Source organism: Kosmotoga sp. DU53, from assembly GCF_001639905.1.
Taxonomy (GTDB): Bacteria; Thermotogota; Thermotogae; order Petrotogales; family Kosmotogaceae; genus Kosmotoga; species Kosmotoga olearia.
In genome coordinates, this window is record NZ_JGCK01000044.1 from 37,196 (window position 1) to 51,250 (window position 14,055).

Annotated in this window: 17 protein-coding genes; 3 read left to right on the forward strand and 14 right to left on the reverse strand. The window is 41.2% G+C overall.

The genetic code is table 11. The features are described 5' to 3' along the window. From phoU to DU53_RS06210, 3 genes are read left to right on the forward strand one after another with little or no spacing between them, the layout of a single operon-like run. Complete coding sequence (phoU, locus tag DU53_RS06200) at nt 1-672, forward strand: phosphate signaling complex protein PhoU (protein ID WP_015868089.1); 672 nt, start codon at nt 1-3, stop codon at nt 670-672. After that, nucleotides 669-1,349 (forward strand): response regulator transcription factor, encoded by a 681-nt coding sequence (locus DU53_RS06205; RefSeq protein WP_015868088.1) that lies wholly within the window; start codon nt 669-671, stop codon nt 1,347-1,349. Before phoU ends, DU53_RS06205 begins: the two co-directional genes overlap by 4 nt. Beyond that, nucleotides 1,346-2,338: an ATP-binding protein gene (locus tag DU53_RS06210; RefSeq protein ID WP_015868087.1), complete on the forward strand. Its 993-nt coding sequence runs from the start codon at nt 1,346-1,348 to the stop codon at nt 2,336-2,338. Before DU53_RS06205 ends, DU53_RS06210 begins: the two co-directional genes overlap by 4 nt. A gap of 16 nt (nt 2,339-2,354) precedes the next feature. Here DU53_RS06210 and DU53_RS06215 read toward each other — a convergent pair whose 3' ends face one another. The 14 genes from DU53_RS06215 to DU53_RS06285 all read right to left on the reverse strand — a co-directional run bounded on the left by DU53_RS06215 (nt 2,355) and on the right by DU53_RS06285 (nt 14,024). Further along, entirely contained in the window at nt 2,355-2,843 is a 489-nt protein-coding gene (locus tag DU53_RS06215; protein WP_082853847.1) for a molybdenum cofactor biosynthesis protein B, read from the reverse strand. After that, nucleotides 2,840-3,325, reverse strand: a complete 486-nt coding sequence (gene moaC, locus DU53_RS06220; RefSeq protein ID WP_063728057.1) for a cyclic pyranopterin monophosphate synthase MoaC — start codon at nt 3,323-3,325, stop codon at nt 2,840-2,842. The genes DU53_RS06215 and moaC overlap by 4 nt, the downstream gene beginning before the upstream one ends. Nucleotides 3,326-3,327: 2 nt before the next feature. Then, a complete protein-coding gene (gene moaA / locus DU53_RS06225; protein ID WP_015868084.1) occupies nt 3,328-4,278 on the reverse strand; it encodes a GTP 3',8-cyclase MoaA in 951 nt (316 codons plus the stop codon). Between the two features lie 11 nt (nt 4,279-4,289). After that, nucleotides 4,290-5,054 (reverse strand): molybdate ABC transporter permease subunit, encoded by a 765-nt coding sequence (gene modB, locus DU53_RS06230; RefSeq protein ID WP_015868083.1) that lies wholly within the window; start codon nt 5,052-5,054, stop codon nt 4,290-4,292. A gap of 22 nt (nt 5,055-5,076) precedes the next feature. After that, nucleotides 5,077-5,874 (reverse strand): molybdate ABC transporter substrate-binding protein, encoded by a 798-nt coding sequence (gene modA, locus DU53_RS06235; protein WP_015868082.1) that lies wholly within the window; start codon nt 5,872-5,874, stop codon nt 5,077-5,079. Between the two features lie 7 nt (nt 5,875-5,881). Then, on the reverse strand, nt 5,882-7,114 hold the full coding sequence (locus tag DU53_RS06240; RefSeq protein WP_063728059.1) for a molybdopterin molybdotransferase MoeA: 1,233 nt from the start codon (nt 7,112-7,114) through the stop codon (nt 5,882-5,884). After that, the gene (locus tag DU53_RS06245) at nt 7,111-7,575 is read right to left on the reverse strand and encodes an MOSC domain-containing protein (protein WP_082853848.1); all 465 of its coding nucleotides are present in this window, start codon (nt 7,573-7,575) and stop codon (nt 7,111-7,113) included. Before DU53_RS06245 ends, DU53_RS06240 begins: the two co-directional genes overlap by 4 nt. Nucleotides 7,576-7,866: 291 nt before the next feature. Further along, entirely contained in the window at nt 7,867-9,054 is a 1,188-nt protein-coding gene (locus tag DU53_RS06250; RefSeq protein WP_063728061.1) for an MFS transporter, read from the reverse strand. A gap of 41 nt (nt 9,055-9,095) precedes the next feature. Beyond that, complete coding sequence (locus DU53_RS06255; RefSeq protein ID WP_063728062.1) at nt 9,096-9,884, reverse strand: GNAT family N-acetyltransferase; 789 nt, start codon at nt 9,882-9,884, stop codon at nt 9,096-9,098. Nucleotides 9,885-9,905: 21 nt separating this feature from the next. After that, the gene (locus DU53_RS06260) at nt 9,906-11,516 is read right to left on the reverse strand and encodes a glycoside hydrolase family 2 TIM barrel-domain containing protein (RefSeq protein ID WP_161484762.1); all 1,611 of its coding nucleotides are present in this window, start codon (nt 11,514-11,516) and stop codon (nt 9,906-9,908) included. Then, nucleotides 11,443-12,024, reverse strand: coding sequence for a sugar-binding domain-containing protein (locus tag DU53_RS06270; RefSeq protein ID WP_235599737.1), 582 nt, complete (start codon nt 12,022-12,024; stop codon nt 11,443-11,445). The genes DU53_RS06260 and DU53_RS06270 overlap by 74 nt, the downstream gene beginning before the upstream one ends. A gap of 7 nt (nt 12,025-12,031) precedes the next feature. Beyond that, complete coding sequence (locus DU53_RS06275; RefSeq protein ID WP_063728069.1) at nt 12,032-12,850, reverse strand: carbohydrate ABC transporter permease; 819 nt, start codon at nt 12,848-12,850, stop codon at nt 12,032-12,034. Beyond that, the gene (locus DU53_RS06280) at nt 12,843-13,748 is read right to left on the reverse strand and encodes a carbohydrate ABC transporter permease (RefSeq protein ID WP_082853850.1); all 906 of its coding nucleotides are present in this window, start codon (nt 13,746-13,748) and stop codon (nt 12,843-12,845) included. The genes DU53_RS06275 and DU53_RS06280 overlap by 8 nt, the downstream gene beginning before the upstream one ends. A gap of 18 nt (nt 13,749-13,766) precedes the next feature. Then, complete coding sequence (locus DU53_RS06285; RefSeq protein WP_063728071.1) at nt 13,767-14,024, reverse strand: hypothetical protein; 258 nt, start codon at nt 14,022-14,024, stop codon at nt 13,767-13,769. Between the last annotated feature and the right edge of the window lie 31 nt (nt 14,025-14,055).

The window sequence follows — 14,055 nt, forward strand, 5'->3', positions numbered from 1 at the left end:
ATGGACAGGCAACAGCACCTTGAAGCTAACTTCCACAGATTGAAATCCATGCTTTCAGACCTTATGGAGAGAGTTAGATTCAATCTTGTGAAATCTGTCGAGGCCCTTGAAGATCTTGACGAAAAAAAGGCAGAAGAAGTCATAAATTCTGACCAGATAATAGACAATCTCCAGAGAAAAATCGACATGGAGACAGTGAATTTTATTGGAAGATTCCAACCTCTAGCTGAGGATCTCCGCTACATAATGATGATGATAAAACTCGCCACTGATCTGGAAAGAATTGGTGATCTCGCGGTTAATATAGCGGAAGTTGCGATTGCAAATACCGGTAGATCGTTAGTTAAACCTCTGACTCATATGAGGAAAATGATGGCCATAGTAGAAAGCATGCTTGATAACGTAATAAAAGCCTACTACACGAGGGATATAGAACTTGCAAAATCCATCTGGAAATCCGATGAAAAAGTGGATGATATCTATAATTTTATAAGAAATGAAATAATCGAAAAGATGAAAGAACCTGAGAATGTAGGGTTTACAGATCAACTTATAGATCTAATGCTTGTTACCAGGTTTCTCGAAAGGGCTGCTGATCATATTACAAATATCTGCGAAGAAGTATATTTCATAGTTGAGGGAAAAAACCTGAAGGAGGAAATGCGCCGGTGAAAATATTAGTGGTAGATGACGATCCGGATATCCTGAACATAGTGAAAACTGCTTGCGAACAGGAATGTTTTAATGTTAGAACCGCAAATTCTGCCCGGAACATGTGGGAAGCATTGGAAAATGACCCACCGGATTTAATCGTGCTGGACATAATGCTTCCCGATGCCAGTGGATTGGATGTCATAAAAAAACTTAAAAGAAAATACGAAGAGATACCGGTGATATTTCTTACGGCCAGAAAATCCGATCTTGATATGATCCTTGGCCTTGAACTTGGTGCTGATGACTATATTACCAAGCCCTTTAATCCAAGAACCCTTATCGCCAGAATTAAAGCGGTGAGCAGGCGTTACGAAATGGGTCCAAAGGACAGAAACGTTGTGAAATTGGGTGACATTGAAATAGATATGAATTCATACAGCATGATAAAGGATGGGAAAAAAGAGGAACTTCCCAGAAAGGAATTTGAGCTTTTGAAACTCATGATAGAGAACCCCGGAAAAGTCTTTAACCGCCAGGAAATCCTCGATAGGGTCTGGGGGATGGACTTCTTTGGAGACTTTAGAACCGTTGATGTTCATATAAGCAAACTCAGAGAGAAAATCGGGAGCGAATTCATAAAAACTGTGCGGGGAGTTGGGTACAAACTCGTTATCCCGGAGGATGAGAAGAGTTGAACCGTGATTTTAAAACGATATTCGACAGCCTTTCTGATGGCATATTAGAGGTTGATGAAACTCTGCGGATTATTGATTGTAACCGTGTTGCAGAGGGATTGTTTGGTGATGTTTTAGGGAAATCTATCGACGAGGTTCTTAAAGTTCCCGGAGTTTTCGAGATTGCGGAGTGCCTGTTGAATAAAGAGAATGGCGAGTTTCAGGTTGAACTTTCAGCAGAAAGCTCCACGAAATACATGATTATAAAGATCAGGAAGAATTTCCTGATTTTAAAAGATATTACCGAAAAGAAGATTCTTGAAACTGCTAAAACAGATTTTGTGAACTTCTTCGTTCACGAGATTTCTACACCTCTGGCTGTGGTGAGTGGTTATGCGCAGCTTATTTTCGACAGAAAAGATGAGATCCCGCCCGAACTGAGTGAAGCAGCCTCTGGTATCCTCAAAAGCTCGGAAAGATTGTCCAAACTAATTGAAGAACTTGGAGAACTTGCCAATATTGAACTGGGTAACTATGTGGTGAAAAGAGAAATTATCCATCTAAAATCCTTGATAGAAGAGATTATAGAGGATTTTGAGACGAAGATCAAAAGAAAAAAACTGAAGATAAAAACACTTGTGTCCCCGGAACATTACGTAGAATCCGATTCTTTATTGCTTTACAGAATTCTTGCCAATCTGGTTTCAAACGCCGTGAAATACTCCCTCGATGGTGGGAACATAGAAATTAATGCAGTAGAGAAAGATGATGAAATCCAGATATCGGTCAAGGACGAAGGAATCGGAATCGAAAGGGATGAAATTCACCGGATCTTCGAAAGGTTTTACCGGGGAACAAATGCAAAGAAACTTTCGATAAACGGTCTCGGAATAGGTTTATCAATAGTCAAGCACGCTTCAGACCTCATCGACGCAAAAATTCAGGTAAAGTCACTTCCTATGCTTGAAACAGTTTTCACCTTAAGGCTTCCCTCAACAGGAAAAAAGTAAAATACAGAAAAAGAAGTCAATGACAGTCTTTTTCTGATCCTTTAAGTTTTTCGATAGCATGGGGAATAGCATTTATTATAGCGTTGAGATTTTCTTTAACAGCTTTTGGGCTGCCCGGGAGATTAACGATCAAAGTTTCGTTACGAATTCCAACCACTGCCCGGGAGATTGAACCCCTGGGTGTATGTTTAAGTGCTTCCATAACCATAGCGTATTCCATCCCCTGAATCCTCTTCTCAATCACTTTCAAAGTAGCATCTGGAGTTACATCTCTTGGTGACACACCTGTACCGCCGCTAGTGATTATAAGATCGACTTTTCCTGAATCAGCAAGTTCTTCCAATTTACTTTTTATTAGCTCCAGTTCATCAGGGAGGATTTCTGTTCCGATCAATTCGAAGCTCGCATTATTAATAACACTCTTCACAGCTTCGATACATTCGTCTTTCCTCAAACCTTTATATGCTTTATCACTCAAAACAAGGATAAAGTATCTGATTTTCACTTTTCATCGCTCCCTCTCTTCCAATCCCCGCTTTTGCCGCCGCTTTTCATCAATAAGTAGATATCTGCTATGACCATTTCTTTGTCAACCGCTTTGGCCATGTCATAAATAGTCAATGCAGCGACAGAAGCTGCTGTTAACGCCTCCATTTCGACTCCGGTCTTTCCAACGGAACTCGCCGTTGTGAAGATTTCAACAGCAGAACGGTCTCTGTCAATTTTGAACTCGACAGACACATGAGTCAGAGAAATATTGTGGCACATGGGAATCAGCTCCCAGGTCTTTTTCGCAGCCATTATCCCGGCTATTCTGGCGGTTGAGAATACGTCTCCTTTGGGAAGCCCATTTTTTACGATCAGCTCGAGGGTTTCTGGCCTCATTTCTATTCTTCCATAAGCTTTGGCTGTTCTTTTTGTATTTTCTTTGGCAGAGATATCCACCATCTTTGCATTGCCCTTGTCGTCCATGTGGCTTAGTTTCATAGTTATCCTCCCATCCTGTTCATGCCATTGCTCTGAGTTCTGTTGAGCAGTTCGTGTCTTAAAGGTTTTAAGCTAATAGCATTATAAATATTTTTCTTAACTTCATCGGATCTTCGGCTTTTTATTGCGCCTTTCAAAGAAACATGATAATCATAGGCCAAACATGGAAACAGTTTTCCATCGGCGGAAAGCCGGAGCTTGTTGCATCCGTTACAAAAGTTATGGGTAATAGCAGTGATAAAGCCTACAATTGTTCCTCGTGAGGTTTTATAATACCTGGCAGGGCCATAACCTATTCGAGTTTCTATTTGGATAAAATCGTTTTCGTGTAGTAATTCCAAAACTTTTTTATATGGAATGAAATGACGGTTGTTGTTTTTCCCTATTGGCATCTCTTCAATGAACCTTATAGGTACTCCAAGCTTTTCAGCGTACTGTACCAGTTCCGGAATCTCATGGAAGTTCATCTGTGTTATCACAGTATTGAGTTTGACCTTTATGCCAACAGAAATGGCTTCATCGATTCCCTTCAGAACTTCTTTGAGATTCCCGCCACGGGTTATCCGGAAGAAAGTTTCACTATCGATTGAGTCGAGGCTTACATTCACCTCCCTCAAACCCGCGGAATAGAGTTCAAGAGCAAGTTCCTTCAACCTTGAACCGTTTGTAGTCATAGCACAGCTCCCAAAAGTTTCTGAAACGATCGAAACAATTTCAAGGAGATCACTTCGTAGTGTTGGCTCTCCACCGGTAAGCCTCAATCTCTTAAAACCAATTTCTTTGAATATCTGTACAGCAAAGCGGATATCATCAAGGGTTAATAGCTCTGATTCTGGTAAAAAAGAGGTGTTTTCAGGCATGCAGTAGAAGCACCTGAAATTGCACCGGTCCGTGATTGAAAATCGGAGATAATCAATATTCCTTCCAATTTTATCCTTCAGCTCTTCCTTCATATTTTCACCATCTAATCTCTTCTTTCCATAAGTTTTTTAATAAGCATCAGGGTCATGAGAGAGAATCCGACAAGAACCAGAGACTGCAGATTTGCTGCTTCCCTGTCGCCTGCCATAGCATTGTTGTAAATTGATATAGGAAGGGTTTCGAAAAGCCCGGCGACCATCATAGTTGCACCGAATTCTCCTATAGCTCTTGCAAAACTCAAAAGGACACCAGAAACTAACCCTTCTCTAGACAAAGGTAATATGATCTTTATAAATATATCGTACTCACTTGCGCCTGTAATTTTCGATACTTCCAGAAGATCGCCTGGGATCTCCTCAAGGGCTGTTTTGAAGCTCCTTACCATGAAAGGTAGAGAAACAAATGTCTGGGCAATAATAACAGCGGGAAGGCTGAACATTATTTCGATCCCAAAAATTGAAAGGGGTTTTCCAACAAGTCCATATCTTCCGAAAGTTAGTAAAAGCAGATATCCAGTAACACTTGGAGGTAAAACAAGCGGTAAATTCACCAGAGTATCCAGAACATCTCTAAAAGGAAAATCTTTGAATACAAAAAAATAAGCTACGGGAACTCCTAACGCAAAAACAATCAACGTCGTAACCGTGGCTGTTAAAAGGCTTATTCCTAGCGGTTTCCACGAAGTCATCAGTACTTCAAGATGAACTTCCGAAGTCGCTATATTCACCAAAAGAGCTATAAGAGGCAAAATCAGTATTAAAACTGCAAGAATCATCCCTATTAATATAGAAACCTTGAAAAAATTCATTTAAGCACCACTTTCAACTTTTTCATTTTTTGATTTTTACAACCACAAGTTCGTTCTCCGCAAAAATAGTATAGCCTTCAATAAATTCTTTCTCTTTAAGTATTTCCACCATCTTTATGTTCGCTGAAGCGAAGACGTCAGCTCTTGCCCCGCTTTCAATTTTCTGTTCCAGAGCCCCGGAACTTCCGAAATTCAGAACTACTTTGCACCCTGTAAGCTCCTCAAAACGGGCCCCAATTTCTTTAAAAGCTTTTGTGAGAGAAGCAGCCGCATATACAATGATTTCACCAAAAAGTGGAGTAGAAACGAAATCTCCTTCACCACTTTTCGGATTGTGGAATCCATATTTTGACAAAATAGCTCTACCTTCTTTCGAGTTCAGGAATTCCAGGAACTTTTCACCTTTCTTTTTGTTTCCATCGGAAAGTAATGCAATAGCGTATATTGCTCTTACTCGAACATTCTCTGGTATTTCAATGACCTCGAGTTTTTCTTTTTTTGAAAGAAAATCTGTTCTATATACAAAACCCGCATCCACTTCCCCTGAAAGGACTTTTTCAAGAACAGCTATAACGTGTACCTCTTTTGAAACCACGTTATTCATAATCTTCTCCGCCAGGGAAGGCGATTCCTTCGAAAGATTTTCAAGAAGTTTTAAGGTGTACATACCTGCAGGAACGTGTTCGGGGTTTCCAATAGATATCCTCACACCTTCCTTGGCAAGATCTTCAAATGTATTGATTTCCACACGTTTGCTTTTGCAACCCGTTACGATAAGCATCAAAACGATTGTAAGAAAGAATATGATAGTTTTTTTCATAGCGTTCTCACCAATCGAATCTGTAATATTCCCGGATTTCGCCTGCTTTTATTCCTTCACCGGGAGGCAGTGCAATGATTCCATCAGCCTTTCTGAAGGGAGATATCAGCATAGATTGTCCTGGAATTATAGTGGCACACATTTTCCCATCTTTTTTAAACACTTTCACAAAGAAAAAACGTTCCCGTCGCATCTTAGCTTCGACTTCATCCTCTATCTTCACCATCCCGGCAGGTACGGGAAGAAAATCTTTTTGGCCTGCCAAACGTTTTAAAATCGGGAATAAAAAGAGGTAACTACTCACAATAAATGATGAAGGCTTACCTGGCAAGCCAAGAACAGGTTTACCATCACATACTCCGAAAACAGTCGGTTTTCCGGGTTTTATCCACGTACCGTGATACCTAACTTCTCCCAATGAAGAAATAGCTTTTGTTGTAAAATCCTTTTCACCGACGGAGCTTCCTCCAGAAATAACCACCACATCGTTGTCCTTGAGAGCTTCTTTAATACTGCTTATCAGCGAATTGAGGTCATCTACAATCTGCGCGGTCCTTCTGGCTTCTACTCCAGGAAAAAGATTTAGCCATGAAACCAGAGTATGGGTGTTTCCATCTCTAATCTGGGTTAGTTCCTTTGCACTTTCCGGTTCGACTATTTCATCGCCGGTAGAAATCACTGCTACTTTAACTTTTCTGAAAACTTTTATAGTTGTTATTCCGAGACTTAATAGGGTATAGACATGTCCAAAATTGATCCTTTCTCCTTTTTCAACAACTATTTCTCCTTCCCGTATATCTTCGTCGTATCTGACAAGGTTTTCCCCAGGCCGAACCTCTGCATATATTTCAACAGTATCTCCAATTTCCTTTGTACTTTCAATCATCACACAGGCATCGGCTCCATTAGGGACAAAACCACCTGTCGGGATTTTGACAGCCTCACCTGAGGTAATTTCACCTTTGAATGCTTTTCCCATCTCCACCTGTCCCTTGACCTTTAACACCGCCGGAGTCTCAAAACTGGCTCCAAAAGTATCCTCTGCCTTCACTGCGTAACCGTCGAAAGTAGATTTGTTGAAACCGGGTAAAGTTTCTCCAGAAAGAACGTCTTGAGCACAGATTCTTCCTAAGGCTTCCCGAACATCCAGTATTTCTACAGTCGAAATAGGTGAGAGTTTCTTGACATAGTTCGCATATATTTCTTCTCGAGGAACGAACTTCATATATCTTCCAGTCATTTTATCACCGCCGCATTCTTTTCTGAAATTTCGAAAATCACACTATCTCCCACAGAAATCTCGCCGCCTTTAATAACTCTCAGAAAGATTCCCTCACGAGGCATCACGCAGACCCCTGTTTGACGGGAAATCTCACAGCCGTTGTGGCATTGCTTACCGATCTGTGTGACTTCCAATACAGCTTCACCAATTCTTACTCTTGTACCAAGAGGAAGTTCATGAAGGATTACGCCTTCAACAGTGAGATTTTCGGCGAAGTCTCCAAAATCAATTTGAAGGCCCATAGCCCTCATCTTTTCGATACTGGAAAGTGCTAACATGGATACTTGCCTGTGCCAATCTCCGGCGTGAGCATCTCCTTCGATACCGTGATTCTCGATGAGAACAGCTTTTTGGACAGGAACTTTCTTCATCCCTTTTTTTCTGGAAATATTTATGGAAAGAATCGAACCCCGTATCATCTTTACCTCCAGTCAACAAAAAATCAGGATCATATACTGACATTTTAATTATATCTTAGCTGATATCTTACTTACCCTCAAGGGCTTGGGCAGTTCCCATTAAATACACCTAAGTAGGAGAATCAGGAAGATTTTTCGATATCGTAAGTTTTTGTGTGTTTCCAGTGGTAAAGATAAAGTCGAAAACAGTATATTTCTCGCTCCCAAAGTCACAGAATATAACTCTTTATGCTGATAACGAACTTGTTAAGCCTTACAGGAAATTCAACGAAGCATTGAAAGAAGACCAGATTAGTAACTGGAATATCTTAAGATCATTTTCAAAGAAAGTGCCAGGAGTAGAAGACTTACTACACCTACAAACAGGAAGGCGGTAGGATATCTCAATCTTTCGCTGAGCAATCCGAAAAGCGGGAAAAAGATGATCATACTCAAGCTGAACCCCATGCCGATCACCGAATTGGCGGTTGCTCTGTGCTCCGAATCGATCTTTCTGTTCACATAGTATCCCATCAGTGTATCGACTACGTTCATGACATTAGAAGTCACAAGCATTACAAGGATTGAAAGTGCGATTGGGAGATAACCATAAAACATCAGAGGAACCGAAAAGGTAACGATTGATAAGAGAAGGACCTTTTCCCTTCCAATAAGATCATCAAGCTTTGGAGCAAATTTTGCAACGAAGATCCCGATAATCGATCCGACGGTAAACCATACACTTACCTGAAAAGGGCTCAAGCCCCTGCTCTTGAAATAAGTCTGGGAGTAAAAATATACAGTGGAAGAGAAAAAGGAGATGGAAACCCAGAAAATCGTCAGCCAGCGCAGAAACTTCGTCTTGAGTATCTGCGCCACTCCGTTCTTTACGATACGAAAATAGCTTCTGTTTTTCTCTGATAAGATCCTGGGTGGTTCATAAAAAGAACTAACCAAGAAAAAGTATAAGCTTCTTGAAACGATCGCACCGATATAAACCGCATTCCAGTTAATTCTAGAGAGCAGGCCGCCCGTCATATTCGAAGTTAATTCTCCGATTATCAAAATCGCCATAAAGGTTCCTATGGCTTTCTTGAAGTTTTTCTCGATGCCGAGCACCTTGTAAGTATCGTATATGAGAGCGGTATCGGAACCTGAAATGAATGTCATGGCAAAACCAAAAACAAAGAAAGCTATGATGAAGTCATAAAAAGAATTCCCGAAAAGCATGAGAGTGTAAGTTACTATGTGTAGAAAAGCTCCGATCTGCAGGGAGCGTTTCCTTCCGAAATAGTCGCCGACTGCTCCGGTTGGGATCTCAAAGATAAGAGAACTTATGTGTAGAACGCTTTCACATATTCCGATTTCCCAGAGCGAAAGCCCTTTACTCTGCATATAAAGAAGCCAGAGTACATTATCAACTCTGATTTGTGTGAGAAAGTGGTATATGTAAAACAGAGGAATGTTTCTTTTCAGCTTGCTTTCGACGTTTTGGCACATGGCAGCATTATATCACAGGGTCAAGAGTTCTTCAAGCCGCTTTATAACACCTTTTCCATCAATACCAATTCTTCTTTTCCCACTTTCAAGATAATGCTGTCAACTTTGTCTAAAATTTTGAAACCATGCGAAAGGAAGAAAGAAGTCGGCCCGTTGGGATTAGGCGTTTGCCTACCAGCGATGACGTGAAGTTTTTTGTAACCGCGGTTGCGAAGATAGTCTATAAGATGCTTAAGAAGCTGATCTCTATAGTCAAACCCATCTTTATTATAAGGATAAATACAGGTTATAAAGGCAATTGCTGGGTCTTTCTCTGGCAACGGGTAAGGAACAAGAGGAGCAGGTAAAAACTCCACAGCACCCACAACTTTTTCATCCTTATAAGCGATAAAGCCCAGCTCTTTCTCGGAAGATTTGCTTTTGATCATGGATGCCCACGCCTGTTTGTTTTGACAGCCATCAGTCCCATTACCTGGAATGCATAAAGAACAGGTATCTATGATGTTATCAACCGTAAGGGGCTCAATCCTTTCAGCTAGTGTTTTAGGGCTTGGTGCCCGCTGAATTGTGGGTTTAGCTGTAATTCCTTCTCTCGCAATTTTTACCAACTTGTTAGCTGAAATAGGTGACGGTAGCCTGATTTTGCCGTCTATGATTGTCATAAACGGAAAGAATAAACGATAGCGCTCCGCTAGTTCAGGTTTCTTCATTACGTCAACCACTTCGATGGTTCCGTCGACCCTGGCAGCCGCGGTTTTTGCCTGCTCTATCATCCACGAATGCAATGGGCATTGACCGCCAAAATGCAGAAATAGAAATCTATGGCTCATTCCTTGCCTCCGGAAGTGCTCTCAGAATGGTTTGATCACTTTGACAACACTTTCGATAACCTCAAATCCTTCTTTATTATAAGATAAAATGTTTCCTGAACGATCCACAAGCTCGGCTTCCATAAGATATTTCCCCGGTTCCATTGAGGCGATTAGTTCTTCTGCTTTTTCGAACTGTATCTTGAATGGACTGTTCTTTTTTTGCAGTAAATCCCTCGTATCAATGACCTGTGAAACACTGTCGGGTGGTATATATGCGATATTTGTTCTTATTACTTCGAATCTGTTTCCGTTGTTTAAATAGATTTTCAGAGTAACATCTTTCAGTTCTTCGAGAGTATCGTTAATGACGTAAACGTCACCGAGAGGAAATCTGTCCATTCCTGTTCTCTCAACCTTTTCTCTTGTTAGCACCATAGAAACGAGAATAGGTTGAAATGCTATTTTGAGGGCTTCATACCCTTTTTTTGGAATTCGCCAATAGTCAACAACAGACCATGTTATACCATGCCATGGATCAACGAACATGAACTGGAAAATCCCCGTTATGGGTTTGTACTTTGCCCTTCTATAAACCTCGATCGCAAATTTCAGCAATTTATACTGGTATTCCTGGGAATTACGTATGAATTCTTCTATATTGTTTCCCATATCTATTCTAGCAACATTGAAAGTTTGATCGTACTGAAAGTTGTGATATGCCCATTTATCCCAGTCCGGTGGCCAGACATCCTCACCGACAGTTTTTTTCAAACTCTCCAGTACTGGCAAAGCTTGAGCACCAAATTCAGAAGGCAAGGGTTTTCCTAAAAGGGCAGAGAAATCCCGGTAATGTCCCCAATACCAGCCTGGGTACGGATGTTCGCGAAAGTCAGAAGCTTCCTTTATATATCTACTCGCATCTGCTTTTTTAAGTACAGCTGCAAGCAAGGGAACTGTTTCATAACGATTGTGGGTGGGTTCGTTGTGAGTACAATATACACATATTGACGGATGGTTGTGTAAGAGTTTTGCCATGGCTACGATTTGTTTGGTTGCTTCTTCTGCGAATTCAATATCCTTGGAGTACCCCCATTGAAGTGGGAAATCCTGCCATACGAGTATTCCTGCTTTGTCCATGACCTCATAGAATACAGGATTTGTTATGTGGGCATGAACGCGTACCGCGTTTACATTAGCTCCTTTTAATAATACAGCGTCTTTAAGGGCTCTTTCTTTTGTATATGTTGAGATATATTCTTCTGGTATTATATTCGTGCCTCTTGGAAAGAAGGGTTTGTTGTTGAGAAACCATCTTTCGTTTATTACCTTGAATTCCCTTATTCCGAAACAGGTGCTCACATTTTCCCCGCGGAGTTGTAGATTTATTCCATATAGATAAGGAGTGCCTCTATCCCAGGTGTTCCACAGGTATGGATCTTGAATATCCACAACGAAAGATAATGTATTTTCATGACTGTTGAGTTCGACAATTTTATATCCTTCCGTTGAATCCTTTTGGTTGTGAAGGGGATATATCTTGAAAAACAGCTTTTCCGATGTGCTTCCACCCTTCCAATCAAAGTCGACCTCGATTGTAAGCCTTGCCTTTTTTTCTTGAGAGTAGAATGGGGGTGATTCTTGGGGTATCAAGAAAAAGTTCGCTGGTGCTTTTGAGCATAACGGAGTTCCATATTCCCCCGGTCCCATGATCCTGGCCGTGTACCAGACTATTACCACCTGGCCTGCAGTCGTGCTGCCCGAAAACGCCTCTGATGCTTGTTTTATGATGTGGCCACACTGATCCTGGTTCTTCTTTTTCGCATGAAACCTTGACTAAAAGCTGGTTCATCGGTTTCAAATAATCCGTTACCTCGAATTTGAATGGGTCAAAATAGCCTTCATGATTTCCGAGATAATGGCCATTTATCCATACATCTGTCTCGTAATCGACACCGTTAAATATGATCCAATGCCTCTTTCCTTCTTTTGGGGTTTCGAAAGATGTTCGAAACCATACTGTTCCGCTGTAATTTTCAAGTCCTTCTTTCTCCCAGTTTGAAGGAATTCGCATCTTTTCCCAGCCTTCTTGAGGCAAATTGGTTTCATCGTATACTTTGGCCGAGTCAGGTAGAAATTCCCATACACCATCCAATAACATAATCACTTTATCCCTTCCCTCCTACTCTAATTGCCATAGCTCCACGAATGCGTTCAGCAAAAATCAAATAAATTATGATTGTCGGAAGTGCTGATATGACAATAGCTGCATTCAGCAAACCATAATCTGTTTGGAAGGTTCCACTGAATGTTGCTACAGCCCGCGGTATGGTAAAGTTATGCGGTGATCTTATGAACACAAGTGCAAAAAGGTATTCGTTCCACGAGTTTATTACTTGCAAAATAATAACAGTATAGAGGGCAGGTTTTGCGAGAGGAAATATTATTTTCCAGAAGGTTTTCCATGTACCAAGCCCATCTACCTTTGCAGCATCTTCGAGATTTCGAGGCAACCCTATATAGAATGATCGCATTATTGCAACGGAAAGTGGTAATCCAAAGGCTATATATGGAAGGACAAGTGCCCAATAACTGTCAACCAGATTAAGACGACTAAGAAGCTTTAACAGCGGAATAAGTGCAGTAACCGGAGCAACAAACAACCCCGAGATGAAAAGTGCGTACAATATTCCCCGCCATTTAAAGGTAAGACGCGCAATAGGGTAGGAAACCATTGCAGCCAGGAAAGCCACTCCTATAACCGAACACCCGGTAACTATGAGAGAGTTCAATAGGGCCTGCCCCATTTTAGCTTCTTTCCAGGCATTATAAAAGTTGTTCCATTTCAACTCCTTTGGAAAGGAGTAAGGGTTCGTGATAATTGAGGCATTATCTTTTAATGAACTTACAAAAACCCACGCTATGGGATAGAGTATAACTACCGCATAGGTTATGAGGAAAAAGTAGAGTAGAGTTTTCTTAAGCATTTCTATCCCCCCTTGCAAGCCGCGTGAGTGCGGACTGGAACCACACGGCAGCTACACACAGCAAAAATATGACAACCGCAATCGCGGAACCGTAACCAACTTCCATGTTTCTAAAGGCCATTCTGTACAGATGAGTGGTTACAACCTCTGTAGCGTGATAGGGTCCACCACCAGTCATAAGCCAGATGAGGTCGAAAGATTTGAAAGATCCAGTAACACATAAAACTATCGCCACGGCGATTATCTCTTTTAACATTGGAACAAGTATCTTTATTCCTATTTTCCAGTTGCTCAGTCCATCTACTCTTGCAGCGTCGACAACATGTTGAGGAACAGCTTTGAGTCCTGATGTGAACATCACTATATATAAACCTATGTAAACCCAGTTTATAGTTACAAAAACGGCAAGCAATGCCCATTCGGAAGTTCCCAGCACAGGTAACGGGATACCGCCAATTGCCATTAAAAAGCGAGGAAGAAGGCCTATTAAAGCATCGTATATCCACCATTTCCATATCAAAGCGACAACGACCAGCGAAATGTTCATGGGTAAAAAGAAAACCCCCAGGTAGAACCGCGAACCTTTAACGCCAAAGTACAATGCACAAGCTACGAATAATGCTAAGGGTATCTGGATAAATATTGAATTGAGTGCGAGAAGGATCGTGTGCCACAATGAAGTCCAGAAAACCTCATCTCCCATGAGGCGTACATAGTTATCAAAGCCTATCCATTTTCCCTTTGCGGTGATTCCCTGCCATCTTTGAAAACTATAAAAGAATATCTCGATATTAGGTAGTACGAAGAAAAGAAAGAAGATCACAAGGGCAGGCAGGGACAACCCTAACACTGCCCATAGCTGAGATTTTGATTTTGGAATCATGCCTGCCCTCGTCATTTAAAACACCCCTTTTATTTAGGGAAGTATTCCGTCCTTATAAAGTTGCATTGCCTTTTTTTCCTGCATTAATGCTGCTTCTTCCGGTGTCAATTTTTTAGCAAAAAGACCAGCGACAGCGTCAAGATGAGCACTTGCAAAAGCTGGTGGTGATGCCTGATCGTAAGCCATTTGCAAGAAGGAGGCTTTTCTCATTAGTCTGATTTGTTTTTCGACAACGGGATCGTAAGAACCTTCTGGAAAGATCCAACCGTTGAAAACAACAATATTCTCCAACGGTTTTAACGAATTCTTTTATGTTTTCTGG